Raw genomic sequence first — 25,565 nt, 5'->3', positions numbered from 1 at the left:
GCAGTGATTACGCTTCGGGGCGGGCGATCGGAATCCTGCGGCCACGCACCTGTTCCTCAACGTTCTGAGCGATCTGTGCTGCGGTCAATCCAGCTTCGAGTAATAGTTCGTCGCGTGAGGCATGATCGGGGAACTCGTCGGGGGTGCCCAGCTCACTCACTGCGGTGTCAACGCCCGCATCGCGCAGCGCCTGTCGAATACGCGTGCCGACTCCCCCCACGCGAATGCCATCCTCAATACTGATGAGCAGTCGGTGCGAGCGCGCGATCTCAACGACCGAGGCAGCGACGGGAACCACCCAGCGCGGATCAATGACCGTGCAGGTAATCCCCTGCGCGCGCAACAGTGCCGCGGCTTCAAGCGCCACCGACGCCATGGGGCCGACCGTGACGAACAGCACGTCAGTGTCGACACCTGGTGTATCGGCGCTCAGCACATCGACGCCATCTGCGCGCCGTTCGAGCGGCACGAGATCCTCGGGAACAGAGCCCTTGGGGTAACGAATGACCGTCGGGCCATCATCAATCTTCACGGCCTGGCTGAGCAGCTCGCGAAGCGTCGCGGCATCGCGAGGCGCGGCGATCCGGATCCCGGGAACCACCTGCAGTGTCGCAAGGTCCCACACCCCGTTGTGGCTCGCGCCATCGGGGCCGGTGATGCCTGAGCGGTCGAGCGCGAAGGTCACGCCGGCGCGGTGCAGCGCGACATCCATCATCAACTGATCGAGCGCGCGATTCATGAAGGTTGCGTAGACCGCGACAACCGGGTGTAGGCCGCCATACGCGAGACCGGCGGCGCTTGTGACCGCGTGCTGCTCGGCGATACCCACGTCGATGACGCGCTCGGGGTGCCGTTCAGCGAGCAGATCGAGACCCGTCGGCTGCAGCATCGCGGCGGTGATGGCGATGACACGCTCATCAACGTCGGCGATATCGGCGAGGTGCTGGCGAAACACCTTCGTCCAGCTGAGGCCAGCCGAGGGTGAAACAGGTTCACCGCTATCGGGATCGATTTTGCCGATCGCGTGGAACTGATCGGCGAGATCATTCTCTGCAGGGGCGTACCCGTATCCCTTTTCGGTGATCACGTGCACGAGCGTGGGGCGACCGTAGCCCTTTGCCTGTCTGAGGGTTTCCTCGACCGCTGAGAGATCGTGGCCGTCAATGGGGCCCAGATACTTGATATCAAGGTTTGAGTAGAGGTGATCATTGTTGCTGGCGCGGCTCAAGAAGCCGTGTAGCGCTCCGCGGGCACCGCGGTAGAGGGTGCGACCGGGCTGACCGAGGCGCGAGAACAGCTTCTCGCTGCCCTCTTGCAGATCGCGGTAGCTGCCCTTTGACCGCACACCGTTCAAGAACCGAGCCATGCCGCCGATGGTGGGGGCATACGAGCGGCCATTATCGTTGACGACGATCACCAGGTTGCGATCGTTATCATCGGTGATGTTATTGAGCGCTTCCCAGGTCATGCCACCGGTGAGCGCACCGTCACCCACGACAGCGATCACGCTGCGGTCGAGCTGCCCGGTGCGGGTGAACGCGCGCGAGATACCGTCGGCCCAGCTCAACGAGCTTGACGCGTGTGAACTCTCAACAATGTCGTGCTCTGATTCAGAGCGCTGCGGGTACCCGGCCAAGCCGCCCCGCTGGCGTAGGCCGCTGAAGTCTTTGCGGCCGGTGAGGATCTTGTGCACATAGCTCTGATGCCCCGTGTCAAACACGATGGGGTCGTGCGGTGAATCAAACACCCGATGCAGCGCCATCGTCAGCTCAACAACGCCCAGGTTGGGGCCGAGGTGGCCACCGGTTTTCGCGACCTCCGAGATCAAAAACTCCCGAATCTCGGCGGCGAGCATCAAGCATTCCTCATGCGTCAGCAACTTGAGGTCTGCAGGAGACTCAATGCGGTCCAGAATCGCCACCCGTACACTCCATTTCCCTGCGAGCCACCAGGCCCGCGCATCCCCACAGTCTACCGCGAAACGAACGCCGCCCCTGCCCCGCGAATGCGGGACAGGGGCGGCGTTCGTGTGCTACGTAGGTTATACCAACGAGCGGAGTACGTACTGCAGAATGCCACCGTTGCGGTAGTAATCTGCCTCACCCGGGGTGTCGATGCGCAGATCGGCATCGAACTCGACCACAGCGCCGTCAGACTTGACTGCCTTGACCGCGAGGGTCTTGGGAGTCACGCCCTCGTTGAGCTGCGTGACGCCCGAGATCGTGAACGTCTCGGTGCCGTCGAGGCCCAGCGATGCTGCGCTCTCACCGGCGGGGAACTGCAGCGGCAGCACACCCATGCCGATGAGGTTCGAGCGGTGAATGCGCTCGAAGCTCTCGGTGATGACCGCGCGCACGCCCAGCAGGCTCGTGCCCTTGGCTGCCCAGTCACGAGATGAACCCGAACCGTATTCCTTGCCACCGATCACGACGAGCGGGATCCCTGCGGCCTGGTAGTTCTTCGATGCATCGTAGATGGTCGACTGGGGGCCGCCCTCGAGCGTGAAGTCGCGCGTGAAGCCGCCCTCAACGTTGTCGAGGAGCTGGTTGCGCAGACGGATGTTTGCGAACGTACCGCGAATCATGACCTCGTGGTTACCGCGGCGTGAGCCGTAGGTGTTGAAGTCCTTCGGCGCGATGCCGTTCTCAACCAGGTACTGGCCGGCCGGGGTCTCAGCCTTGAAGCTACCTGCGGGGCTGATGTGGTCGGTGGTGACCGAATCGCCAAGCAGTGCGAGGGCGCGTGCACCCTCAACGTCGGTGACCGGGGTCAGCTCGAGCTTCATGCCATCGAAGTACGGTGCCTTACGCACGTACGTCGACTTCTCATCCCACTCGAACGTGTTGCCGATGGGGGTGGGCAGGCTGGTCCAGTGCTCGTCACCATCGAAGACGGTGGCGTACTTGGAGCGGAACATCTCGGGGTCGATCGACGCATCGGCGATCGTCTGTACCTCGATGGGGTCGGGCCAGATGTCGCGCAGGAACACGTCGTTGCCGTCGCGATCCTGGCCGAGCGCCTCAACGTCGAAGTCGAAGTCCATCGAGCCGGCAAGTGAGTACGCTACGACGAGCGGGGGGCTCGCGAGGTAGTTCATCTTGATATCGGGGTTGATGCGACCCTCGAAGTTACGGTTACCCGACAGTACGGCGGTGACCGCGAGGTCGTTGTCGTTGACTGCCTGCGAGATCTCTTCGTTCAGCGGGCCAGAGTTACCAATGCAGGTGACGCAGCCGTAACCGACGGTGTAGAAACCGAGGGCATCGAGATCGTCCTTCAGGCCTGACTTCTCGTAGTAGTCGGTGACTACCTTGGAGCCGGGAGCCAGTGTGGTCTTCACCCAGGGCTTGGGCTTCAGGCCGAGTGCGTTCGCGTTGCGTGCGAGCACACCAGCGGCGAGCATCACCGAGGGGTTTGACGTGTTGGTGCACGAGGTGATCGAGGCGAGGGTGACCGCACCGTGATCGATCGTGAACTCGCGGCCTTCGCCGTCAGTGACCTGCGCGGGGTTCGAAGCGGGTGCGTAGTTCTTCAGGTCAGTTTCGAACTGATCCTTCGAACGCGACAGCTCGATGCGATCCTGCGGGCGCTTGGGGCCAGCGATGGAAGACACAACCGTGCTGAGGTCGAGCTCGAGGTACTCGCTGAACTCGGGCTCAACGGCGGGGTTGTGCCACATGCCCTGGGCCTGCGTGTACGCCTTGACGAGCTCGATCTGCTCTTCTTCACGGCCCGTGAGGCGCATGTAGTCGAGCGTGATCTCATCGATCGGGAAGATCGCGGCGGTCGAACCGAACTCGGGGCTCATGTTGCCGATGGTTGCGCGGTTTGCGAGCGGCACTGAGCCAACACCCTCACCGTAGAACTCAACGAACTTGCCGACCACGCCGTGCTTACGCAGCTGCTGCGTGATGGTGAGCACCACGTCAGTTGCGGTCACACCGGCGGGGATCTGGCCGAGGAGCTTGAAGCCCACGACGCGCGGGATGAGCATCGAGATGGGCTGGCCAAGCATGGCTGCCTCTGCCTCAATGCCGCCAACGCCCCAGCCCAATACGCCCAGACCATTCTGCATGGTCGTGTGCGAGTCGGTGCCGACGCTCGTGTCGGGGTATGCCTGCGTGACGCCATCGACGTCGCGCGTGAAGGTCATGCGTGCCAGGTACTCAATGTTGACCTGGTGCACAATGCCGGTCCCGGGGGGAACGACCTTGAAGTCATCAAACGCACCCTGGCCCCAGCGGAGGAACTGGTAACGCTCACCGTTGCGCTGGTATTCCTTCTCAACGTTGCGAGCCGCGGCGTCAGCCCGGCCGTACACATCAGAGATAACCGAGTGGTCGATCACGAGCTCGGCAGGTGCCAGCGGGTTGATCGAGTCGGGGTTGCCACCGAGGTTGGTGACGGCCTCGCGCATCGTCGCGAGGTCGACGATGCAGGGCACGCCCGTGAAGTCCTGCATGATGACGCGAGCCGGGGAGAACTGAATCTCCGTATCGGGTTCAGCGTTTGCGTCCCAGCTACCGATTGCCTCAATGTGCGACTTTGTCACATTGGCGCCGTCTTCGGTACGCAGCTGGTTCTCAAGAAGCACCTTCAGGCTGTACGGGAGCCGCTCGTGACCGGGGACCCGGTCAATGCGGTAAATCTCGTATTCCTTCTCGCCCACTGCGAGGGTGCTCTTTGCGTCGAAGCTGTTTACTGCTCCCATGAGGCTCCTCCAAAATATCTCGATGTCGAGATAACTCTACACTGATTTAGCGACCCAGTCCCTTACGGGGTGGGGGTGTTTTCGCCAGTACTGTCAACGATATCGCCACTAACTTCATCTGATGAACGATGCAGTCCACTCAGCACGACCCAGGTGACGACTACAACGAGCGCGAACAACGGCAGACCCATGACGAGGCGGGCGACGCCCAGCGCGTCAGTAAACCCGGCATCGTCGGTGGCGCGGGCCGCAAAATACAGCGGCAACTGCACGGCGAGGCGCAGCACAAACATGCCGAGCCACACCACGGTGAGCCAGATCGCAGCGCGGCGAATCGGCCGATTTGTGCGCCACGAGTTGCCCTGGCCGGTCGCAAAACCGTAGATGATGCCAAACAGCGGCCACCGCACCACAAGCGAGATCAGTAGACCGAGGGCCCAGGCGATATTGGTCAAAAACCCGGGCAGGTAAAAGTTCTCACCGCGGCCGGTCATCAGAGTGGCGGCGACCGCGACGGCGGCCCCCAGCGCACCAGAAATGGCTGAGGTGACGTTCTCGCGTCGGGCGAGCCGCACCACAATCGCCAGCACCACAAAGGCGGCCGGAGCGATCGACGAGATCTTCGGATCTCGCGTGATGGTAAAGCCGATCAGAAACAGCAGCCCGGGAGCCACCGCTTCGATGATCCCCCGCACGCCACCAATCGCGCCCATCACCCCGCGAGACGACAGCGACTCCCCCTCGGTCACCCGCCCAATGGCGTGCGCCATGCCGCCCAGCGCCCGGGCGCGCTCGGGCGTCTGGGGATCCGGATCATGCATTGCGCCCGCCTCGGGCTCGCGGACCGAAGCCTCGGGCTGCGACGGGGCCTCGCTCACGCCTGCTGCGCGGTGTTGGGCTGCTGAGGTGCCTGCACGCCGGCGGGCACCTTGAGGGGCAGCAATTCGCTCGGGGGCATCGGGTGGTCGCCGCGCACCACGACGATCTCGCGGAACAGGTCGACCACGTTGGCCAGCGCCTCGGCGTCAACCGCGGCCTTGCCCATGATGACGCCTCGCAGCATCCAGCGGGGGCCGTCGACCGCGACGAACCGTACGGGGCGTACGCCGCCGCCCTGGTCAGCGGGCACGGGGGTCTGAGCAATGAGGTCGGTGCCGAGCGCGCTTGCTTCTTCGCTCGTGACTGCACCCTGGGTGGCGAACTGCTGTGCGAGCTCGCCGCGCACGCCGTGCCACAGGCCCGTCGTCTTGGGGGCCGCAAACGCCTGCACCTGCAGCAGTGACTCTGCGTACTCCAGCGATACGGCGACGACGCGGTTGGCGCGCTCATCAACCTCGAGGCGCAGCTGCAGCCCCTCGCGCGGAGCTACCTTCACGCCGCCCAGGTCGACGTAGGGGCGCATTGCGGGAACCTCTGAAGCGTCAAAGGGGCCCGCCTCGGCGCGGTCTGCCGGCGCAGATTTTGAATCGTCAACCTCGGGAGTGGCATCGGCGCCATCGTGCAGTGCGACCTCATCGGCCGCTTTGTCTGCGGGGCTCTGGTTCTCTGTCATGTTCTGTTTCGCTTCCTGAAAATACCGCTCGAGGCGGAATGGATCGTGCGTAAGTGGGTGCGCCTACGAGGCTGAAGCGCCGTCGCGGATGCCGGTTGAACCGAAGCCGTTCGCCCCGCGCGCGCTCTCGGGCAGCTCTGCCACGGGTACAAATACGGCGCGTGAAACGGGCATGATGATGACCTGTGCGATGCGGTCACCTGGTTCAACCTCGAACGGGCGTTCAAGGTCGGTATTGAGCAGGGTGACTTTCACCTCGCCGCGGTAGCCAGCATCAACGGTGCCGGGGGCGTTCAACACGGTGATGCCGTGCTTCGCGGCCAGGCCGCTGCGCGGCACCACGAACGCCGCGTAGCCCTCGGGCAGCGCGATCGAGACGCCCGTGCCCACGAGCGCGCGGGCCCCCGGTGCAATCGAGACCGCCTCGGAAGCGCGTAAATCGGCGCCGGCATCATCATGGTGCGCATAGCTCGGCGCACTCTCGGCAAGGAACGGAATAGTTACGACATCAGTCACGCCAATAGGTTACCGGATCGGGCTCAGGGCACGGTGTACCCCGTCACCAGGATTGTCAGGTGAGGCGCGAGATACTAGAGGTATGACGAGTGACTCCGCAGCGACGCCCCAGCAGACCACATACCGAGAGCGCCTGGTTCCAGGCCCAGGCATTTTTGTGGCCCTGGTGCTGGCGATACCGGCGGTGGCCCTGGTGATCACCCCCATCGAGAGCGGGATCGCCTGGCCCGTGGGTATCGCGGTCTACCTGATCGCGGTGATTACGCTGCTGCTGCTCGCCCCCGTGGTGACGGTGCAGGGCGGCACGCTCACGGCGGGCCACGCGAGTATTCCGGTGGCGCAGCTGGGTGAGGCAGAAGCTCTTGGATCAGAGGGACTGCGCCAGGCGATCGGGCCGGGGCTCGACGCACGCACCTTCATGCTCGTGCGCGGCTGGATTCACCGCGGGGTACGTATTGAGAACATTGACCCGGCTGATCCGGCACCGCATTGGATCATCACGACCAGGCACCCGCAGAAGCTGATTGATGCCATTCAGGCCAGCAAGTAACCAGCAGGTAGCAACACGAAGGCCCGCGATGGAAATTCCATCGCGGGCCTTCGTGATTCACATTGAGCGCTCCCGGCACTGTAGTGCCGGCGCTTCGTGCCTAAATCGCTAGCGCGATTTAGATTGAGCACTCAGCGCACACCGGACCAATGTCGGTCTGGTGATCGAGCTGTGAACGGTGGCGAACCAGGAAGCAGCTCACGCACGTGAACTCATTATCCTGCTGCGGCAGCACAACAACGTCGAGATCGACGTCAGACAGATCAGTTCCGCCCATCGTGAAACTCGGGTTGTCTGCGTCCTCGGTGTCAGAACCCGAGGCTCCCTTAACGGGGCCGCGCTCCTTCAACGCCTCAATTGATTCGGCGTCTTCTTCTGTCTTGCGCGGGGCGTCGTAATCGGTGGCCATTCTCTCCTGCAATCCCGTGCCGTGTGTCGGCACCTCAAGTCTCGAGCGGCCATAGTCTGCCCTATATCTGCCCCTTTGCGCAAACTCTGAGACAGTGAGTTCACTGTGCGCGTAGTGTGGGGCGAAGTCACAGTAACCAAAATCGAGACGTATGTTGCTCACGCGCCGCGTCAATGCGTGTTTTCTACCACGTCATGTGCCAATCTTGTTCGCGAACCACGGAAGGGAGCGCGCCGATGAACGAGCTGCGTTTTGTGCGACGCGAAGAGCGATCGCTGATTCTCGCGAACGCGAGCGACGATGAATTCCGACTGGTGATTGACGATCTGCTGATGTCTGAACTCAAGCACGCCAGTCGTAAGGAACGCGAGACGGGCCGTGTGCGCCCTCGCGAGATCCAGTCGCTGGTGCGCGCCGGAAAATCGCGTGCCGAAATTGCCGCCATGACCGGCCTCGAAGAGGCAGACATTGAGCGGTATGAGGAACCGGTGCTCGCAGAGCGCCGCTACATTCTTGACCGTGCCCACGCCATCCCCGTGCGCACGGATGCCAATGATGACAGCGATCAGCAGTTTGGTGCGGTGATTGCCGAACGGCTCATCGTGCTCGAAGCTGAAGCCACCGACTGGTCAGCGTGGCGAGACGAAGAGACGGGCTGGTTGATCAGCCTCGAATTTATTTCTCGTGACGTTGCCCATCGCGCACTGTGGAGCTTTGATCACCGCAAGCAAACCCTTGCACCGATCAACTCTGATGCGGTGAGCATGTCTAAGCAGGGCGATGTCGGTGACCGGCTGATTCCGAAGCTGCGTGCCGTGGATAACGGCGACCGTACCTCTCAGTTCGCAGAGGTCAGCGAACCGCAGAGCGATAGCCCCGCCCAGTCGCGCCCGGCGCCCGCGCCCCTCACGCCCGCGGTGGCTGCTGCTGACCGCGCAACGGCGGCTCAGTCAACGACGCCAGCACAGGCGAAGCCCGAGGCGAAGAGCGATTCGAAGAGCGAGAAGCCCGCGGGCGATGACGCCGCTCAGACGCGCCCGAAGCCTGCTGCGGCCCCTCACGCTCCAGCCGCTGTGGCGAGCCCGGCGGCTCCCCCAGCCGCCCCGGTGAACAACGTCTTTACGGCGGCTCGGGTGAACGCTGAGCAGCCCGCGAAGGTCGCCAAGGGTGCCCCTGTTGCTCCAGCTCCCCTGCCCAAGCGGATCTCGAAGCCCGCTGCTCCGCTCGACGCTAACGCCGAGTATGCGCGGCGCCGCGAGATTGACCAGCGCGCGATTAAGAGCGACGACTCGGGCCCCGTGGACTTCAGCCAGACGGCCGATCTGCTCGATGCGCTGCGTCGTCGCCGAGGCGAGCGCAAGCTGGCCGAGGTGAAGGCGCCCGACAACACCGATACGACGCCCATTCAGACGCCGGCGCAGGCATCTCAGCCGACCGCGCCGCGCCCTGAGGCGCCCGCCACGGTCGAGACGGTGCCGGCTGACGCGGCACCGCTGCGCGGCCTGAAGAAGTCACGCAGCATCTGGGGTGGTGCCGGAGTTGCCTCGGGTGTCACGCCCGACAGCCTGGCGAGCGACAGCGACACGAGCCGCGATGCCCAGGCGGCGCCCGCTGAGCCCGCAGCGCCGGCTCAGCCCAAATCACTGGTGCCCGTGACGCTCGCGGCAACCCCCGCGCTGACCAACGTCACCGCTGCCCCGCCGGCCGATGCCGCAGCTGATGCGCGCGCGCCCAAAAAGGGTCGCGCATCGATTCCCAGCTGGGACGATATTTTGTTCGGCACGCGAAGTGACGAGGACCCTGCAACCTAGATCCGGATCCCAGATCTCGATCTCACCGCGGCCACAAGCCTCGGGCGCCCTCAGGCACCCGAGGCTTGTTTAGCGCGCGTAAGTGGCTGCGGCCCGCGCCACCACCGACGCAAACGGGGTGCCCACGAGCGCGCCACCGAGCGCGAGCGGGATGCCGCGCTCTTCCTCGCTGAATGAACCGTGCTGCCCGATCATGTCGCGGGCCGCGGGGTCATCGGTGGAGAGGTAGTACGCGACGCGCTTGCGTGCCGCGATGAGCACATCGCCGAGGCGCGCTGCGGCCTGCGCGTCGACGTCACCGAAGCAGCCCGTGGCAATAAATTCTTCGCGGGTGCCCACCCAGGCGAGTGCTCCCTGGTTCTCGGCCCAGGCCCGCGCCACCTGCGTGGCATCGACACCCGCATCGAGGTATAGCGACCGAAACCGGGGCTCTCCCCCGACCTCGGTGACGCCCTGCATCAGTGCGGGGTCAGCGTCGAGCATCATGTGCTCGTGTGCGGCGACATCGATAATGCCGTGGTCTGCGGTGAGCACCACGCCCACATCAGCCGGCAGGGTGCGCAAGAAGCCATCGAGCGAGGCATCGAGCTGCTCGAGCCTGCGCACCCATTCGTTGCTCTGCCACCCATAGGTGTGGGCCGCACGATCGAGCTCATCGACGTACAGGTAGACAAAGCTCGGGTCACCGCCGCGCACCACGCGCGCCGCCTCAGCGAACCGATCCTCGATGCGCTGGCCCGATAGATATTCGGCGCCCGAGAGATTTGCGCGCGTCAGGCCGCTATCGGCGTGCGCTGGGCGCCCGATCACGTAGGGTTGCGCCCCAAGCCGCTCTGCCGCGTGGAACAGGGGCTCGCTACGTTGCCATGCACGCACATCGTCGATGCCGTCCCACTCGCTGAGCGTGGTGCGCAGCCCCAGCTCAGGGTGCCTGATGCGATAGCCCAGGAGGCCGTGTGTGCCCGGCAGCTGGCCTGTGACCAACGTGGTGAGGGCCGCGCCCGTCGTCGACGGAGCGACCGTCTCGATGCGCTTACGGGGCATGCGGGCGAGCGTCGGGGCGTGGCCGATGCGCGCGCCGAGGTTCGCGTGCCCGAGCCCGTCAACCGCGATGATCACGAACGACCTGATCGCGGGCAACTCGCCCAGCTGCGGTGCATCAGGGCTGATGGGACGCGAAAATGCGTCGGCAAGGGTGGCGGCGGGGTCATGGCCCAGGCCGCGCGCGAGGGCAGCGAGGCCAGCTGGCGCAATCGCGGCAAGCCTCCCGCCGTTGTCAGTGGCTATCGATAGCATTGTTTCATTATGACCGACGTCCCGAATAACACCTCTGCAGTCACGCCCGCACACCCTCACGAAGCCCCGGGCGAACGCATCGAGGACATCGATATCTCGCAAGAGATGGAGGGCTCGTTTCTCGAGTACGCCTACTCGGTGATTTACTCGCGCGCCCTGCCCGATGCGCGCGACGGCATGAAGCCGGTACAGCGCCGCATCCTCTTTATGATGCAAGATATGGGCCTGAAGCCCGAGAAGGGTCACGTGAAATCGGCGCGCGTGGTCGGCGAAGTGATGGGTAAGCTCCACCCACACGGCGACGCCTCGATCTACGATGCGCTCGTGCGCCTTGCACAAGACTTTGCCCTGCGGTTGCCGCTCATTGACGGCCACGGCAACTTTGGTTCGCTCGATGACGGCCCGGCCGCGTCGCGATACACCGAGGCTCGCCTGGCGGGCGCGGCGATCGCCATGACTGACTCGCTTGACGAAGACGTTGTCGATTTCGTGCCGAACTACGACAACCAGATCATGCAGCCCGAGGTGTTGCCCTCGGCGATTCCCAACCTGCTCGTGAACGGGGCGAGCGGTATCGCGGTGGGCATGGCGACCAACCTCGCTCCCCACAACCTCATCGAGGTCGTTGACGGCGCCAAGCACCTGCTCTCAAACCCGCGCGCCACGGTCGAAGAGCTAATGGAGTTTATCCCCGGGCCCGACCTGCCCGGCGGCGGCACGATCGTTGGGCTCGACGGCATTAAGGATGCCTACCGCACCGGCCGTGGCGCCTTCCGCACCCGCGCCAAGGTGTCGGTGGAACAGCTCGGCCCGCGCCGCACCGGCCTCGTCGTGACTGAACTGCCCTATCTCGTTGGCCCCGAGCGCGTGATCGAGAAGATCAAGCAGGGTGTTGACGCGAAGAAGCTGTCGGGCATTTCTGACGTCGCTGATCTCACCGACCGCAAAAACGGTATGCGGCTCGTGATCACGCTCAAGACCGGGTTCTCACCCGAAGCGGTGCTCGAAGCGCTCTACCGGTACACCCCGCTCGAAGACTCGTTCAGCATCAACTCGGTCGCGCTCGTCAAGGGCCAGCCGCAGACCCTGGGGCTGCGGGAAATGCTGCGGGTGTTCCTAGATCACCGCATCTCGGTCATCACCCGCCGATGCGAGTTCAGGCTGCGTAAGCGCCGCGATCGACTGCACCTCGTTGAGGGGCTGCTCATCGCGATCCTCGACATTGATGAAGTCATTCAGGTGATTCGCGCCAGCGATGACTCTGACAGCGCGCGCTCACGCCTGATGCAGGTGTTTGACCTGTCAGAGGCACAGGCCGAGTACATTCTCGAGCTGCGCCTGCGACGGCTCACGAAGTTCTCGCGCGTCGAGCTTGAAGCCGAACGCGACGAACTCAGCAAGGAAATCGCCGAACTGCTTGAGATCTTGGGGAGCGAAGCGAACCTGCGTAAAGTGGTCGCGACCGAGCTCGATCAGGTCGCCGAAACGTATGGCACACCGCGGCGTACGCTGCTCACGGGTGCGGTTATGCGCCCCGCGCGTGCCGGCGCCGCCCCGAAGTCACTCGAGGTTGCCGACTCCCCCTGCGCCGTGATGCTGTCGGTCACGGGCCGGGCGTTGCGCGTCGACCGCGACCCCGAGAGCGGCGAACTGCCGCGATCAACATCACGCGCCACGAAGCACGGCGCCGTACTGGCCACCGTTGAAGCGACGGTGCGCAGCGAACTGGGCGCCATTCTCAGCGACGGCACGCTGCAGCGATTCACCCCCGTGGATCTGCCGCTCGTGCCGGGCGCAAGCATCGCCTTCTCGGCGGGTGTGAAACTGCTCGATTACCTGGGCATCACCGACAAGAAGCTCAGCGTCGTGGGCATTGTGCCCCTCGAATCTGATGCCCTGATCGGTTTGTTCACCAGCCAGGGCGTGGTGAAGCGTGTGGTGCTGAGTGATTTGCCCGCCAAGCCCACGTTCGAGGTCATTACGCTGAAGGGCGACGACCGGCTGCTCGCGGCGTTCCCCGCCCCCGATGGGGCCGAGTTCGCCGTCGTCACCAGCGAGGCGCAGCTGCTGCGGTTCCCCGCGGCGACCGTGCGTGCGCAGGGCCGGCCCGCCGCGGGTATGACGGGCATCAAACTGGGCGCAGAAGCCCGCGTGGTGTTTGCCGGCGCAGTGCCCGAGGGTGTTGAGGCGCGAGTCGTGACCGTGGCAGACAGCTCCATCACGCTGCCCGGCACCGATGTCGCCACCGCGAAGGTCACCGACTGGGCCGAGATTCCCGCCAAGGGCCGGGCCACGGGTGGCGTGCGTGTGCAGCGATTCTTGAAATGGGAAGACCAGATCTCATGTGCGTGGGTGGGCGCGGGCGAACCGCGCGCGCTGTCACTTGACGGGGCGGCACGTAAGCTGCCCACCGAACTGGGCAAACGCGACGGCTCGGGCACCCCGCTCGACGGCGCGGCCGCCTATGTGGGCGTCGCTCCCTAACCCAGTACTGCCGGTGTGGGCTGTCATCGCCTGATGGACAGCCCACACCGGGCGAAGCAGCTCACTGCGAAGCGGCACACTCAAACCGAAACGGCGCTTCCCAGCATGATGCTGGGAAGCGCCGTTTGCTGTCGTCAGCGCTGCGAGGCGCCGTGACGCGGGCAGAAGGCCCGCGTCATGCGTCGATGCGGTCGCGATCCATGTCGTCGGCGTTGTCGATGATGAACTCCTTGCGCGGGGCGACATCGTTGCCCATCAGCAGCTCAAACATCGCCGACGCTGCGTGGGCGTCTTCGAGGCGCACCCGGCGCAGTGTGCGGTGTTCACGATCCATCGTGGTTTCGGCCAGCTGATCGGCGTCCATTTCACCCAGACCCTTGTAGCGCTGAATCGGCTCTTGGTACTTCTTGCCGCGCTTGCGCAGGTCGGCCAGCAGCTTGTTCAGCTCTTGTTCGCTGTACGTGTATACCGTCTCGTTTGCCTTGCGGCCGGCGTGCTGAATGATCACGCGGTGCAGCGGCGGCACGGCGGCGTAGACGCGACCGGCCTCAAGCATCGGGCGCATGTACCTGAAGAACAGGGTGAGCAGCAGGGTGCGAATGTGGGCGCCGTCGACGTCGGCGTCGCTCATCAAAATCACCTTGCCGTACCGCGCCGATTCGAGATCGAAGTCACGCCCAGAGCCCGCGCCGATCACCTTAATGATCGAGCCGCACTCGAGGTTGTTGAGCATCTCGGCGACCGACGCTTTTTGTACGTTGAGGATCTTGCCGCGAATGGGCAGGAGCGCCTGAAATTCGCTGTCGCGTGCGGGGCGCGCGGTGCCGAGCGCGCTGTCGCCCTCCACGATGAAGATCTCAGTCTCTGCGACCTTCTTGGAGCGGCAATCGATGAGCTTGGCCGGAAGCGAGGAACTCTCGAGCGAGCTCTTACGCCGTGCGGTGTCGCGCTGCGCGCGTAGGGAGATGCGCGCCTTCATCTCGGAGACCATCTTTTCAAGCAGGGCACCGGTTTGGGCACGGTCGGCCTTCTTGACCGATTCGAAGCGTTCGGTGAGGCCCTTGACGATGGCCTTCGACACGATCGCCCGCACCGCAGCGGTGCCGAGCACCTCTTTGGTCTGTCCCTCAAACTGGGGCTCGGGCACGCGCACGGTGACCACCGCGGTCAACCCGGTGAGCAGGTCATCCTTATCGGGCTTATCGGTGCCAGCCTTCAGCTTGCGCGCGTTTGTTTCGATCTGCTTGCGGAAGAACCTGGTGATGCCCTGCTCGAAGCCGGCCAGGTGGGTGCCGCCCTTGGGCGTTGAAATAATGTTGACGAAGCTCTGCACCGAGGTGTCGTAGCCGGTGCCCCAGCGCAGCGCAATGTCGACCTCGCAGTTGCGCTCGACCTCGCGTGAAACGAGGTGACCGGTGACCTCATCCATCACGGGAACGGTCTCTTTAAACTTGCCCTCGTCGGTGATGCGCCACGTGTCGGTGAGCGGCGAATCGGTTGACAGAAACTCAACGAACTCAGAGAGCCCACCCTCGTAGGAGAATGAGTGCACCGTGGGTGCGCCAGCCTCGTCAAGACCCTCGGGTCGTTCATCGCGAATCTCAATGGCCAAACCGGGCACCAAGAAGGCAGTCTGTCGGGCGCGCGCGATGAGCGACTCGGGCTCGAAGCGCGCCGTCGCCAAGAAGATCTGTGGGTCGGCCCAGTAGCGCACCCGCGTACCGGTGACCCCGCGCTTTGCTTTGCCCACGAGGCGCAACTGCGAGGCGTTGTCGTACGGGGTGAACGCGCTCTCGGGGCCCTCGCCCGCGAACTCGCCGGGCTCACCGTGCCTGAATGACATGGCCCAGGTCTTACCGGCGCGATCCACCTCGACGTCGAGACGTGAGGAGAGTGCGTTGACGACCGAAGCACCCACACCGTGCAGGCCACCAGAGGAGGCGTAGCCTCCCCCGCCGAACTTGCCGCCGGCGTGCAGCTTCGTGAACACGAGCTCAACGCCGCTCAGCCCACTCTTGGGCTCAATGTCGACGGGCACGCCGCGGCCCTTATCGGTCACGGTCACGCTGCCGTCAGCGTGCAGCGTGATGCCAATCTCGTTGCCGTGGCCGGCGAGGGCCTCATCGACCGAGTTGTCGATGATCTCCCACAGGCAGTGCATGAGGCCGCGAGAATCGGTGGTGCCGATGTACATGCCCGGGCGCTTGCGCACCGCTTCGAGCCCCTCGAGGACCGTGAGGTGCCTGGCCGAATAATTCGACTCTGATGCTGCGGTCTTCGATGCACCTGAAGCTGTGTTCTGTTCGGCCACTCGGCGGATCTCCTTATTAGACGTTGACTTCTCTAGCCTAATTGACACCGCCGACATTGGCTGGCCGCGGGCTCGGCGCGTACAAACTTTCGAGTGCGCTATACACATCGCAGGGTCAGGCAACACCCAAAAGCGGTCACCCCAAGACCTAAATGCTGCCGGCAAGGGTGGTCACACTACGCGCACAGCGAACCAGGCCCACGAAAAATCGCGCATTTGGGTGATGAGTGATTGGATAGGAAGTGAACATATATCGGACGAGGAACGGGAGGACGAGATGTCGACTATCGAGCATGACCTCGCGACTGACACTCAGGCCACTGATCGCCCACTCACGTCGCTGGATCGCTGCGACAGCTGTGGTGCACAGGCGTACGTGCGAGTTGCGCTTGGCGGCAGCGAACTACTGTTCTGCGCCCACCACGCAAACAAGCACGAGGCGAAGCTGAAGCCCATGGCTGAAGCCTGGCACGACGAGAGCCACAAGCTCGGCGCATAGCCCAGCTGGGCCAGCGCGCGCACCTCGCAGATTGCGACCACGCAGCTGGCGAACCAATAGGTAAGGCCCCGGGATCACTCCCGGGGCCTTACCTATTGGACTGTCGATTTACTCGAGGTAGTCGCGCAGCTGCTGCGACCGCGACGGGTGGCGCAGCTTCGCCATCGTCTTCGACTCGATCTGACGGATGCGCTCGCGGGTAACCCCGAACGTGTCGCCAATCTGGTCGAGGGTCTTCGGCATGCCGTCACCGAGGCCAAAGCGCATGCGGATCACGCCGGCTTCGCGCTCAGACAGCGAATCAAGCAGCTGCTCGAGCTGCTGCTGCAGCATCGTGAAGCCCACAGCGTCGGCGGGAACAATCGCCTCGGTGTCCTCAATGAGGTCACCGAACTCGCTGTCACCGTCTTCGCCCAGCGGGGTGTGCAGTGAGATGGGCTCGCGGCCGTACTTCTGCACCTCGACGACCTTTTCAGGGGTCATGTCGAGCTCGCGGCTCAGCTCTTCAGGAGTGGGCTCGCGGCCCAGATCCTGCAGCATCTGACGCTGCACGCGGGCGAGCTTGTTGATGACCTCGACCATGTGCACGGGAATACGGATCGTGCGGGCCTGGTCAGCCATAGCGCGCGTGATGGCCTGACGGATCCACCAGGTGGCGTAGGTCGAGAACTTGAAGCCCTTGGTGTAGTCGAACTTCTCGACGGCACGGATCAGGCCCAGATTACCTTCCTGGATCAGGTCAAGGAACTGCATGCCGCGGCCGGTGTAGCGCTTCGCAAGCGACACCACGAGGCGCAGGTTGGCGCCCAGCAGGTGGCTCTTGGCACGCTGGCCGTCACGGGCAACCCACTTGAGCTCGCGCTCAAGCTTCTTGGGCAGACCCTTTTCGGTGCCGAGCTTCTCAGCGGCAAACAGGCCCGCCTCGATACGCATAGCGAGCTCGACCTCTTCGGCCGCGTTCAGCAGTGCGACCTTACCGATCTGCTTCAGGTAGTCCTTTACCGGGTCTGCAGTCGCGCCGGGGATGGCGGTCGTGTAGGTCGGTACGTCTTCTTCTTCGCTGGCCTTCAGCACAATTGCGCCGGTGGGCAGCGGTTCGGTGACGGTCGCGGCAGGCTTCTCAACCTCGACGGGCTCTTCTTCTGCTGCGATGGCGCTGTAATCAATCGCGTCAGATGACTTCTTCCTCGAAGTCTTCTTCTTGGCAGCGGGTGCTACCTCGGCAGCTTCAGCGGCCTTCTTTGCAGCAGCAGCCTTGGTCGCTGCCGCCTTCGTGGTTGCGGCCTTAGTAGCCGCTGCCTTCGTCGTAGCCGCCTTGGTGGCCGTAGCCTTCGTAGCTGTGGCCTTGGCGGCCGCAGTCTTCGTCGCCGTGGTCTTCGCGGCGGTGGCGGTCTTCGTAGTGGTCGTCTTCTTAGCGGTCGCCTTTGGCGCCGCCGCTGTGTCGTCCTTCACCTCTGCGGCATCCTCCGCGGCAGACTGAGCAGTCTTGGCCGAGGTCGAGCGAGTAGTGGGGGTGGATGCAGTTGCCACGCAGCCGCCTCTCTGTGTCGGAATGGGGCTGTGTCACCAAACGGGCGAGTGCTCACAGCATGAAAACCCATGTCAAGCCTGCTTCGGTCCGATAGGGGACCTCAACGCAAACTTGGATGGGCTAGCCCCTCCATTATTGCACGATCGCGCCTGTGTGTTTTACCACGTGAGCCGCCGGCACGGAAGGGCCAATCGTGCTACTCGCCGTGATCCGGAGCAGCTTCGTCAGAATCAGGGCCCGGGTCACCCGGGGCCTCGGGGTACCCAAAATCACCCGGGCCCCGCTGCTGCGCCAAGAATCGTTCGAGCTCGCTCGCGATTTGATCGGCGCTGGGCAGTGAGCCATCGTCGCTGATCAGGGGCGAGCGCGTCTCGTGATCTTCCATATAGGTGTCGTAGCGCTTCTCGAGCGTGCGCACCATCTCGAGGGACTCGTGATTCTCACTGATCTGGGCGTCTACCTGCTCGGTGAACGTGCGCGCCCGGGCCCGCACATCATCGGTGGCAAAGATCAGCCCGGTGGCCGCCATCAGCCCGTCGAGGGCGGCATACAGCGCCTCGGGGTATTCGGTGCTCGCGAGGTAGTGCGGAATCAAAAGCGCGAGGCCCGCGACCTCCTCGCCCAGCGAGTGCAGTCGGTATTCGAGCACGTGCGCCGCAGAAGCCGAGAGCTTCGTGTTGGGGCGCCACGCCGAACGCGCCTCAATGAGATCCTCGCGCGAACCACTCACCGTCATCGAAATGGGGCGCGTGTGTGGCACCGGCATCGGGATCGCATGGCTCCACGCCGTGATCGAGACCTCGAACTCGTGCACGAGCAGCAGCACCGTGTCGATGAACAGTTCCCAGCGGTAATCGGGCTCGAACCCGCTCAGCAGCAGGAAGGGGCTGCCGAGCTCATCGTGCGCGAGGCTCAGGGTGAGCTCTTCAGGCTCATAATCGGTGAAGTGGTCGTTCTCGAAGGTGATGACCGGGCGCCTTGATCGGTAATCGAGCAACAGATCGGTGTTGAACCGCACGATCACCTCGGGCTTGCACCGCTCCCACAGATACTCCTCGAGTTGCGAAATCGCTCCCCCGGCGTCGCTGAGCCCTTGCAGCGCAACAATCAGTGGGATGCCACGGGGCACCTGGGCGCGCCTATCGGCGTACTCTGCAGAAAAGATTGAATCGCTCACATATCCATCCTATGAACAGCGGCTCCGGATCGGGCCCGTTGTGGTGACGCCGTGAGCGAAACCCTCAGCGGGGGTGCCCCGGGCCCCCATATTGGGGCGGCGACGACACCTGTGCGCAAATGCTCGCGACGGGCACCGCGAGTGCATCCCTCAGCACTCCTCATGCGGGTGTAGGCTAGTCACCGTGCGCCCTTATCGGGCGCCCTTTTACATGCGAACACACCGAGGGAGATCCCACTTGGCCGATCAGCAGTTTGACATTGTCGTCCTGGGCGGAGGAAGCGCGGGTTACGCAACCGCTATCCGCGCTACGCAGCTGGGTATGACCGCAGCTGTCATTGAGAAAGACAAGCTCGGAGGCACCTGCCTGCACCGTGGCTGCGTGCCCACCAAGGCACTGCTGCACTCCGCAGAGATTGCCGACGTTGCGCGCGAGGGCGAGAAGTACGGTGTGCTTTCGAGCGTCGCCGGCATCGACATCGCGCAGGTCAACAACTACCGCAACACGCTCGTTGCCGGAAAGCACAAGGGCCTGCAGGGACTCTTGAAGGCCAACGGCATCACCGTGATTGACGGCTTGGGCAAGCTCATCGCCCCCAACACCGTGCAGGTAGGCGCAGACCGCATCATCGGTAAGAACGTGGTGCTCGCCACCGGTTCGTACTCTCGCTCACTCCCCGGCCTCGAGATTGGCGGCCGCGTCATCACGAGCGAGCACGCACTCGAGCTCGAAGAGATTCCGAGCAAGGTCATCATCTTGGGCGGCGGCGTGATCGGCGTTGAGTTCGCCAGCGTCTGGCGTTCATTCGGTGCCGACGTCACCATCGTTGAGGGCCTGCCCCACCTCGTGCCCAACGAGGAAGAGTCTGTGTCAAAGCAGCTCGAGCGTGCCTTCAAGAAACGCGGCATCGGCTTCAAGATCGGCGTGCGTTTCCAGTCGGTCACGCAGGACGCCTCGAGCGTCACCGTCACGCTCGAAGACGGTACGCAGCTCAACGCTGACTACTTGCTCGTCGCCGTGGGCCGTGGCCCGGCCACCCAGGGTGCTGGCTTCGAAGAGGTTGGCGTCGCGATGGATCGCGGCTTCGTGCTCGCGAACGAGCGCCTCGCCACCAACGTTCCCGGCGTCTACGCCGTGGGCGACATCGTTCCTGGCCTGCAGCTTGCACACCGCGGCTACCAGCAGGGCATCTTCGTGGCAGAAGAGATTGCTGGCCTCAACCCGGTGATCGTCGAAGACGTCAACATCCCGAAGGTCACCTACTGTGACCCCGAGATCGCGTCGGTCGGCCTCACCGAGGCGAAGGCCAAGGAGAAGTTCGGCGCAGACAACGTCACCGCGTACGAGTACAACCTCGCCGGTAACGCCAAGAGCTCCATCCTGGGCACTTCGGGTTCAGTCAAGGCTGTGCGCGTCAACAACGGCCCCGTGGTCGGTGTGCACATGATCGGCGCACGCGTCGGTGAACTCGTTGGCGAAGCTCAGCTCATCGTGAACTGGGAAGCATACCCCGAGGATGTGGCACCGTTGATTCACGGCCACCCGACGCAGAACGAAACCATTGGCGAAGCGATGCTGAAGCTCGCTGGCAAGCCGCTGCACGCGATTTAATCGCCCAGAGATTTAAAGAACGAACGGAGATATACACGATGAGTGAATCGGTAGTCCTCCCCGCACTGGGTGAGAGTGTGACTGAAGGAACGGTCACCCGCTGGTTGAAGAACATTGGCGACACGGTTGAGATTGACGAGCCGCTGCTCGAGGTCTCGACCGACAAGGTCGACACCGAGATCCCCTCGCCCGTAGCTGGCGTGCTCGAAGCAATCTTTGTAGAAGAAGACGAGACCGCTGAGGTTGGCGCTGAGCTGGCACGCATCGGTGATGGCACGTCGGCAGCCCCCGCGGCTCCCGCAGCCGCACCGGTTGCTGAGCCCGTAGCTGCCCCCGCAGCTCCCGTTGCCGCACCGGCAGCTCCTGCTGCACCGGTTGCTGAGGCAGCCGCTGCCCCCGCAGGCGATGGCCAGGATGTTGTTCTCCCCTCACTGGGCGAGAGCATCACCGAGGGCACCGTCACGCGCTGGCTGAAGGAGGTTGGCGATTCGATTGAGGTCGATGAGCCGCTGCTCGAGGTTTCGACCGACAAGGTTGACACCGAGGTTCCGTCGCCCATCGCCGGCATCGTTCAGGCGATCATGGTGCAGGAAGACGACACGGTTGAGGTCGGCGGCGTGCTCGCACGCATCGGCTCGGCAGCTCCGGCTGCGCCCGCAGCTCCTGTTGCAGCCCCCGCTGCCCCGGTTGCGGCTCCCGCACCCGTTGTAGCCCCTGCTCCCGTGGCTGCCCCGGCACCCGCTGCTGTAGCGCCTGCTGCTGCCCCCGCTGCTCCGGCTCCGGCCGCCGCACCGGTTGTGGCTGCTCCCGCAGCTGACGCAAGCAACGCCACCTACGTCACCCCGATCGTGCGCAAGCTTGCAAACGAGCGCGGCGTCGACCTCGAGAAGGTCACCGGCACCGGCGTGGGCGGTCGCATCCGCAAGGAAGATGTGCTCGCTGCTGCAGTTCCCGCCGCCGCGGCTGCTGCTCCCGCCGCGAAGGCCAAGGCTCCGCTTGAGGTTTCACCGCTGCGCGGCACCTCGGTCAAGATGAGCCGCCTGCGTAAGGTCATCGCTGAGCGCGCTGTGCAGTCACTGCAGAGCACCGCACAGCTGACCACCGTGGTTGAGGTTGACGTCACTCGCGTGGCCAAGCTTCGCCAGGCCAAGAAGGACGAGTTCCTCGCCAAGACCGGCTCGAAGCTTTCCTTCCTGCCGTTCTTCGCTCTGGCGGCCGCTGAGGCGCTGCGCACCTACCCGATCGTCAACGCGACGGTCGAGGGTGACTCGATCAGCTACCCCGATCACGAGAACATCAGCATTGCTGTTGACACCGAGCGTGGCCTGCTGACGCCCGTACTGCGTGACGCTGGCGAGAAGAACCTCGCTCAGATCTCGGGTGAGATCGCTGATCTCGCTGCACGCACGCGCGACAACAAGCTGAGGCCCGACGAACTCAGCGGTGGCACGTTCACGCTGACGAACACCGGCTCACGTGGCGCACTGTTCGACACGCCGCTCGTGTTCCTGCCGCAGGTGGCCATTTTGGGCACCGGCGCCGTCGTGAAGAAGCCCGTTGTGGTTTCGACTCCCGAGGGCGACAGCGTGGCAATCCACTCCACCGTCTACCTCGCACTGTCGTACGATCACCGCATCGTTGATGGCGCAGACGCAGCACGGTTCCTCAGCCAGGTGCGCGCGCGCCTCGAGGCTGGCGACTTCGAGGGCGACCTCGGAATGTAATTGATTCACCCAGGTGGTTTTTACCTCCTCACCTGCGGCCGCGATTTCCTTCGGGACATCGCGGCCGCTGTGTTTTCTAGCGGCGGTGTTGGGGCGGCCTGCTCGCTGGGGCTCGGCGTAATTTTGCTCCGGATCGCGAACGCCACACACTCACTCGCCAACTGCGCATTCCACTCCCCCGTGCGTCGCGCAGCCCCTGCCTCGGCAAGCGAAGTGATCGCCTCATCGATCGCTTCCAATAGCAGCGGTGTAGCTCCCACCCGATCCCACATGCCGAGCGTGATCACAATCGCGCGGCGCGGCACGCCGAGCGTCGCGCAGCCCGCGTCGTGCCCAAGTCGTTCGTGCGCCGCGACGCTCACGCCCGGTTCGCGGCACACCCCCAAACTGCGGTAGCCAATGCCGCGGGCACAAAACCGTTCGAGCCGATCGGCCAACATCGCGGCGGCACCGGCGGTGCGGCCTGCGGGCGGTGGCGAATCTCTCGGAATCATCCCTTCACGATGCCCCGTTCTTCGGCGCGAAACAACCAGATAGTGCGGGATGTGAATAAGTCGATGATCCGGGGCAAAATCGGGGCGCTGTGAGCGAACAGCGCCCGACAACGCACGCTGTGTGCGCGGCACTGAGCAAGAGGGGATATTCTGGTAGGTATGGCAGAAAAGAAGGCGAAGCGTCCCGGTCGCATTAAGCAGATGATCGAGGTCTATCGGACCACCAAGGTTCATGATCGAAACCTGCCGTTGGCATTGCTCGCGTGCTTCCTCGGCCCCATTGTGGTGGCTGTGCTGCTCGCGCTGCTGCTGCCCGGTAGCGTGTGGTTCAGCTGGATCCTGTGGCCCGTCACGGGCATCTTGGTGGGCATTCTGCTCGTCATGATCGTGCTGGGTCGCCGCGCCGAAAAGGTGGCGTACGACCAGATCGAGGGTCGCCCGGGCGCTGTGGGCGCCGTAGTACAGAGCGCCTTGCGTCGCTCATGGCGTGGCTCAGAGGTTCCCGTCGCCATCAACCGCAACCAGGATGCGGTCTACCGCGTCATCGGTCGCGGCGGCGTCGTGCTGATCTCAGAGGGCTCACGCCAGCGCACGCAGCGCATGGCTTCTGATGAAGAGCGCAAGGTGAAGCGCGCGCTTTCGGGCGTCACCGTCGTGCACCTGTACGTCGGCCCCGATGGCGACGGCATCCCCCTCGCCAAGCTCTCGAAGTCGCTCGTGAAGCTCAAGCCCGCCTTGAACCGCAACGAGATCGCGGCCGTGTTCAACCGCCTCGCATCGCTGCAGGGCACTCCCGTGGGGATCCCCAAGGGAATGGACCCCAACAAGGTTCGTTCGCAGCGGCCCCGCTAAGCAATGTCGAAATCACAACCGCAGAAATTTGGGGACCTCGCTCCCAGTGAGTGGCCGGGCGAACGCCTCGGCCTCCCCGCAGAGGGTCAGCGCTCAGTTGGTCGCATTGGTCGGCGCTTCGCCGCCATCGCGATCGACTGGGCGCTTGCCTCATTGCCCGCCTACCTGTTGATTGGCGGCCCGTACGCAGCATGGTGGCAGCTCGCCATTTTTGCCGGCATGCAAATCATCTTCATCCCCACTATCGGTGGCTCCATCGGGCACCGCCTGTTGGGCATGCGCGTACTGCCGATCGCCGGCGGCTGGGTGGGGATCTGGCGCCCCCTCGTGCGCACGGTGCTGCTCTGCCTCGTCATACCGGTTGCGGTATGGGACTCAGATGAGCGTGGCTTCCACGACAAAATCGCTGGGACTGTACTGATTCGCGCGTAATCGCATCTGTAACACACGCGAAACATACTTCTCATGGTGGTGAAATGCGATTCGCGTAAGCTGGTGCTAACGAGCGATACCGTTCGGCGCATCAGCAATGAGGAGCAGCATGTTCAAGAATCCCCAGGAAGTCATCGACTTCATTAAGGAGACGGACGTCAAGTTCGTCGACATCCGTTTCACCGATCTTCCGGGCGTGCAGCAGCACTTCAACATCCCGGCTTCGGCAGCTGACCTTGATTTCTTTGAAATCGGTCAGATGTTTGACGGTTCGTCGATCGCTGGCTTCGCAAGCATCGCAGAATCAGACATGCAGCTGATTCCCGATCCCAGCACCTGCTACATCGATCAGTTCCGTGCCGAGCGCACCCTGATCGTCGTGTGTGACATCTTCAACCCCCGCACGGGTGAGATCTACGCAAAGGATCCCCGTCAGGTTGCGAAGAAGGCCGAGCGTTTCCTCGCTTCGACCGGCATCGCCGATACGGCCTTCTTCGCTCCCGAGGCCGAGTTCTACATTCTCGACTCGGTGCGTTACGAGACCACCCCTCGCCGCACCTTCTACGAGATTGACTCAGAAGAGGCAGCTTGGAACTCGGGCCGCAAGATGGAGGGCGGCAACCCCGGGTACACCACCCGCGAAAAGGGCGGCTACTTCCCCGTCTCCCCCACCGACAAGCAGGCCGATCTGCGCGACGACATCTCGCTGCGCCTGATCGAAGCCGGTCTGATTCTCGAGCGTGCACACCACGAGGTGGGCGCCCCCGGCCAGGCCGAGATCAACTACCGCTTCAACACGATGGTGTGCGCGGCAGATGACGTGCTGAAGTTCAAGTACATCGTCAAGAACACGGCCGACATGTGGGGCAAGACGGCAACGTTTATGCCCAAGCCCGTGTTCGGTGACAACGGTTCAGGCATGCACACCCACATGTCACTGTGGCAGGACGGCGAGCCGCTGTTCTACGACGAGAACGGTTACGCCGGTCTGTCAGATCTGGCCCGCTGGTACATCGGTGGCATTCTGCACCACGCACCCGCGCTGCTCGCGTTCACGAACCCCACCATTAACAGCTACCGTCGCTTGGTCAAGGGCTACGAAGCACCGGTCAACCTCGCCTACTCGGCAGGTAACCGCTCGGCCGCCGTACGCATTCCGCTCACCGGCTCGAACCCCAAGGCCAAGCGCATCGAGTTCCGTGCACCCGATGCATCGGGTAACCCGTACCTCGCCTTCGCTGCTCAGCTGATGGCCGGCCTCGACGGTATTCGTAACCGCATTGAGCCGATGGATCCGATTGATAAGGATCTCTACGAGCTTCCCCCCGAGGAGGCTAAGAACATTCCTCAGGTACCCGCATCGCTCGAAGAGGCGCTGCGGGCACTCGAGCTCGATCACCAGTTCTTGCTCGAGGGTGACGTGTTCACCGAGGAGCTCATTGAGACCTGGGTGACGATGAAGCGCGAGACCGAGATCGCTCCGATGGCGCTGCGCCCGCACCCGTACGAGTTCGAGCTCTACTACGGGATCTAAGCCATACAAACCGGTGATCGGCACGAACTGATCACCACAACCTTGGTCCGCACGTGCTGTCGTTGCGAAA

At 63.8% G+C, this 25,565-nt stretch carries 20 protein-coding genes; 9 read left to right on the top strand and 11 right to left on the bottom strand.

Features of this window, described 5'->3' with window-relative positions:
• Window positions 1-7: 7 nt before the first annotated feature.
• The 5 genes from dxs to dut all read right to left on the bottom strand — a co-directional run bounded on the left by dxs (window position 8) and on the right by dut (window position 6,779).
• Window positions 8-1,921 carry a 1-deoxy-D-xylulose-5-phosphate synthase gene (dxs, locus tag JOF28_RS02170; protein WP_209704269.1) on the bottom strand — a complete coding sequence of 638 codons (1,914 nt, stop codon included), beginning with the start codon at window positions 1,919-1,921 and terminating at the stop codon, window positions 8-10.
• A gap of 120 nt (window positions 1,922-2,041) precedes the next feature.
• A complete protein-coding gene (gene acnA, locus JOF28_RS02165; RefSeq protein WP_209704268.1) occupies window positions 2,042-4,711 on the bottom strand; it encodes an aconitate hydratase AcnA in 2,670 nt (889 codons plus the stop codon).
• Between the two features lie 62 nt (window positions 4,712-4,773).
• Window positions 4,774-5,589 carry a DUF3159 domain-containing protein gene (locus tag JOF28_RS02160; RefSeq protein WP_342452051.1) on the bottom strand — a complete coding sequence of 272 codons (816 nt, stop codon included), beginning with the start codon at window positions 5,587-5,589 and terminating at the stop codon, window positions 4,774-4,776.
• Window positions 5,586-6,263 (bottom strand): DUF3710 domain-containing protein, encoded by a 678-nt coding sequence (locus JOF28_RS02155; protein ID WP_209704267.1) that lies wholly within the window; start codon window positions 6,261-6,263, stop codon window positions 5,586-5,588. Before JOF28_RS02155 ends, JOF28_RS02160 begins: the two co-directional genes overlap by 4 nt.
• A gap of 63 nt (window positions 6,264-6,326) precedes the next feature.
• Window positions 6,327-6,779, bottom strand: a complete 453-nt coding sequence (dut, locus tag JOF28_RS02150) for a dUTP diphosphatase (protein ID WP_209704266.1) — start codon at window positions 6,777-6,779, stop codon at window positions 6,327-6,329.
• An 82-nt stretch (window positions 6,780-6,861) separates the two neighbouring features.
• On the opposite strand from dut, the gene JOF28_RS02145 reads away from it, so the two are divergent.
• A complete protein-coding gene (locus tag JOF28_RS02145; RefSeq protein ID WP_209704265.1) occupies window positions 6,862-7,329 on the top strand; it encodes a DUF3093 domain-containing protein in 468 nt (155 codons plus the stop codon).
• 118 nt (window positions 7,330-7,447) lie between these two features.
• Here the strand turns inward: JOF28_RS02145 and JOF28_RS02140 are convergent, their stop codons facing one another.
• Complete coding sequence (locus JOF28_RS02140) at window positions 7,448-7,738, bottom strand: DUF4193 domain-containing protein (protein ID WP_209704264.1); 291 nt, start codon at window positions 7,736-7,738, stop codon at window positions 7,448-7,450.
• A 236-nt stretch (window positions 7,739-7,974) separates the two neighbouring features.
• Here JOF28_RS02140 and sepH point away from each other — a divergent pair, with 236 nt between their 5' ends.
• A complete protein-coding gene (gene sepH, locus JOF28_RS02135; RefSeq protein WP_245189830.1) occupies window positions 7,975-9,549 on the top strand; it encodes a septation protein SepH in 1,575 nt (524 codons plus the stop codon).
• A gap of 69 nt (window positions 9,550-9,618) precedes the next feature.
• Here sepH and JOF28_RS02130 read toward each other — a convergent pair whose 3' ends face one another.
• Entirely contained in the window at window positions 9,619-10,845 is a 1,227-nt protein-coding gene (locus JOF28_RS02130; protein ID WP_209704263.1) for an alkaline phosphatase family protein, read from the bottom strand.
• Window positions 10,846-10,854: 9 nt separating this feature from the next.
• Between JOF28_RS02130 and JOF28_RS02125 the strand changes: the two genes are divergently transcribed.
• Window positions 10,855-13,329, top strand: a complete 2,475-nt coding sequence (locus JOF28_RS02125) for a DNA gyrase/topoisomerase IV subunit A (RefSeq protein ID WP_209704262.1) — start codon at window positions 10,855-10,857, stop codon at window positions 13,327-13,329.
• A gap of 175 nt (window positions 13,330-13,504) precedes the next feature.
• On the opposite strand, the gene JOF28_RS02120 is transcribed toward JOF28_RS02125, so the two are convergent.
• A complete protein-coding gene (locus JOF28_RS02120) occupies window positions 13,505-15,640 on the bottom strand; it encodes a DNA gyrase/topoisomerase IV subunit B (RefSeq protein ID WP_209704261.1) in 2,136 nt (711 codons plus the stop codon).
• A gap of 277 nt (window positions 15,641-15,917) precedes the next feature.
• Between JOF28_RS02120 and JOF28_RS02115 the strand changes: the two genes are divergently transcribed.
• A complete protein-coding gene (locus JOF28_RS02115) occupies window positions 15,918-16,139 on the top strand; it encodes a DUF7455 domain-containing protein (RefSeq protein ID WP_209704260.1) in 222 nt (73 codons plus the stop codon).
• 108 nt (window positions 16,140-16,247) lie between these two features.
• Here JOF28_RS02115 and JOF28_RS02110 read toward each other — a convergent pair whose 3' ends face one another.
• Together JOF28_RS02110 and JOF28_RS02105 are read right to left on the bottom strand one after the other, a co-directional pair.
• Entirely contained in the window at window positions 16,248-17,669 is a 1,422-nt protein-coding gene (locus tag JOF28_RS02110) for an RNA polymerase sigma factor (protein ID WP_209704259.1), read from the bottom strand.
• A 197-nt stretch (window positions 17,670-17,866) separates the two neighbouring features.
• A complete protein-coding gene (locus JOF28_RS02105) occupies window positions 17,867-18,847 on the bottom strand; it encodes a proteasome assembly chaperone family protein (protein WP_209704258.1) in 981 nt (326 codons plus the stop codon).
• Between the two features lie 238 nt (window positions 18,848-19,085).
• Between JOF28_RS02105 and lpdA the strand changes: the two genes are divergently transcribed.
• Window positions 19,086-20,459, top strand: a complete 1,374-nt coding sequence (gene lpdA / locus JOF28_RS02100) for a dihydrolipoyl dehydrogenase (protein WP_209704257.1) — start codon at window positions 19,086-19,088, stop codon at window positions 20,457-20,459.
• Between the two features lie 38 nt (window positions 20,460-20,497).
• Window positions 20,498-22,183, top strand: a complete 1,686-nt coding sequence (gene sucB / locus JOF28_RS02095; protein WP_209704256.1) for a 2-oxoglutarate dehydrogenase, E2 component, dihydrolipoamide succinyltransferase — start codon at window positions 20,498-20,500, stop codon at window positions 22,181-22,183.
• A 20-nt stretch (window positions 22,184-22,203) separates the two neighbouring features.
• On the opposite strand, the gene JOF28_RS02090 is transcribed toward sucB, so the two are convergent.
• Entirely contained in the window at window positions 22,204-22,677 is a 474-nt protein-coding gene (locus tag JOF28_RS02090) for a hypothetical protein (protein ID WP_209704255.1), read from the bottom strand.
• Between the two features lie 159 nt (window positions 22,678-22,836).
• Between JOF28_RS02090 and JOF28_RS02085 the strand changes: the two genes are divergently transcribed.
• From JOF28_RS02085 to glnA, 3 genes are all read left to right on the top strand, one after another.
• Window positions 22,837-23,529 carry a DUF4191 domain-containing protein gene (locus JOF28_RS02085; RefSeq protein WP_209704254.1) on the top strand — a complete coding sequence of 231 codons (693 nt, stop codon included), beginning with the start codon at window positions 22,837-22,839 and terminating at the stop codon, window positions 23,527-23,529.
• A gap of 3 nt (window positions 23,530-23,532) precedes the next feature.
• A complete protein-coding gene (locus JOF28_RS02080) occupies window positions 23,533-23,961 on the top strand; it encodes an RDD family protein (protein ID WP_209704253.1) in 429 nt (142 codons plus the stop codon).
• A gap of 109 nt (window positions 23,962-24,070) precedes the next feature.
• A complete protein-coding gene (gene glnA, locus JOF28_RS02075) occupies window positions 24,071-25,495 on the top strand; it encodes a type I glutamate--ammonia ligase (RefSeq protein ID WP_209704252.1) in 1,425 nt (474 codons plus the stop codon).
• The last annotated feature ends 70 nt before the right edge of the window (window positions 25,496-25,565 follow it).

It is taken from the genome of Leucobacter exalbidus (assembly GCF_017834145.1).
GTDB lineage: Bacteria > Actinomycetota > Actinomycetes > Actinomycetales > Microbacteriaceae > Leucobacter > Leucobacter exalbidus.
The sequence above is the reverse complement of the archived record's forward strand: the minus strand, read 5'-3'. Positions and strand labels throughout refer to the sequence as shown.

Coding starts and splice junctions, on each gene's coding strand:
- JOF28_RS02125 (WP_209704262.1), top strand. CDS start 10,855: ATGACCGACGTCCCGAATAACACCTCTGCAGTCACGCCCGCACACCCT.
- JOF28_RS02130 (WP_209704263.1), bottom strand. CDS start 10,845: ATGCTATCGATAGCCACTGACAACGGCGGGAGGCTTGCCGCGATTGCG.
- acnA (WP_209704268.1), bottom strand. CDS start 4,711: ATGGGAGCAGTAAACAGCTTCGACGCAAAGAGCACCCTCGCAGTGGGC.
- JOF28_RS02140 (WP_209704264.1), bottom strand. CDS start 7,738: ATGGCCACCGATTACGACGCCCCGCGCAAGACAGAAGAAGACGCCGAA.
- JOF28_RS02155 (WP_209704267.1), bottom strand. CDS start 6,263: ATGACAGAGAACCAGAGCCCCGCAGACAAAGCGGCCGATGAGGTCGCA.
- JOF28_RS02090 (WP_209704255.1), bottom strand. CDS start 22,677: ATGATTCCGAGAGATTCGCCACCGCCCGCAGGCCGCACCGCCGGTGCC.
- glnA (WP_209704252.1), top strand. CDS start 24,071: ATGTTCAAGAATCCCCAGGAAGTCATCGACTTCATTAAGGAGACGGAC.
- sucB (WP_209704256.1), top strand. CDS start 20,498: ATGAGTGAATCGGTAGTCCTCCCCGCACTGGGTGAGAGTGTGACTGAA.
- sepH (WP_245189830.1), top strand. CDS start 7,975: ATGAACGAGCTGCGTTTTGTGCGACGCGAAGAGCGATCGCTGATTCTC.
- JOF28_RS02080 (WP_209704253.1), top strand. CDS start 23,533: ATGTCGAAATCACAACCGCAGAAATTTGGGGACCTCGCTCCCAGTGAG.
- JOF28_RS02115 (WP_209704260.1), top strand. CDS start 15,918: ATGTCGACTATCGAGCATGACCTCGCGACTGACACTCAGGCCACTGAT.
- JOF28_RS02085 (WP_209704254.1), top strand. CDS start 22,837: ATGGCAGAAAAGAAGGCGAAGCGTCCCGGTCGCATTAAGCAGATGATC.
- JOF28_RS02145 (WP_209704265.1), top strand. CDS start 6,862: ATGACGAGTGACTCCGCAGCGACGCCCCAGCAGACCACATACCGAGAG.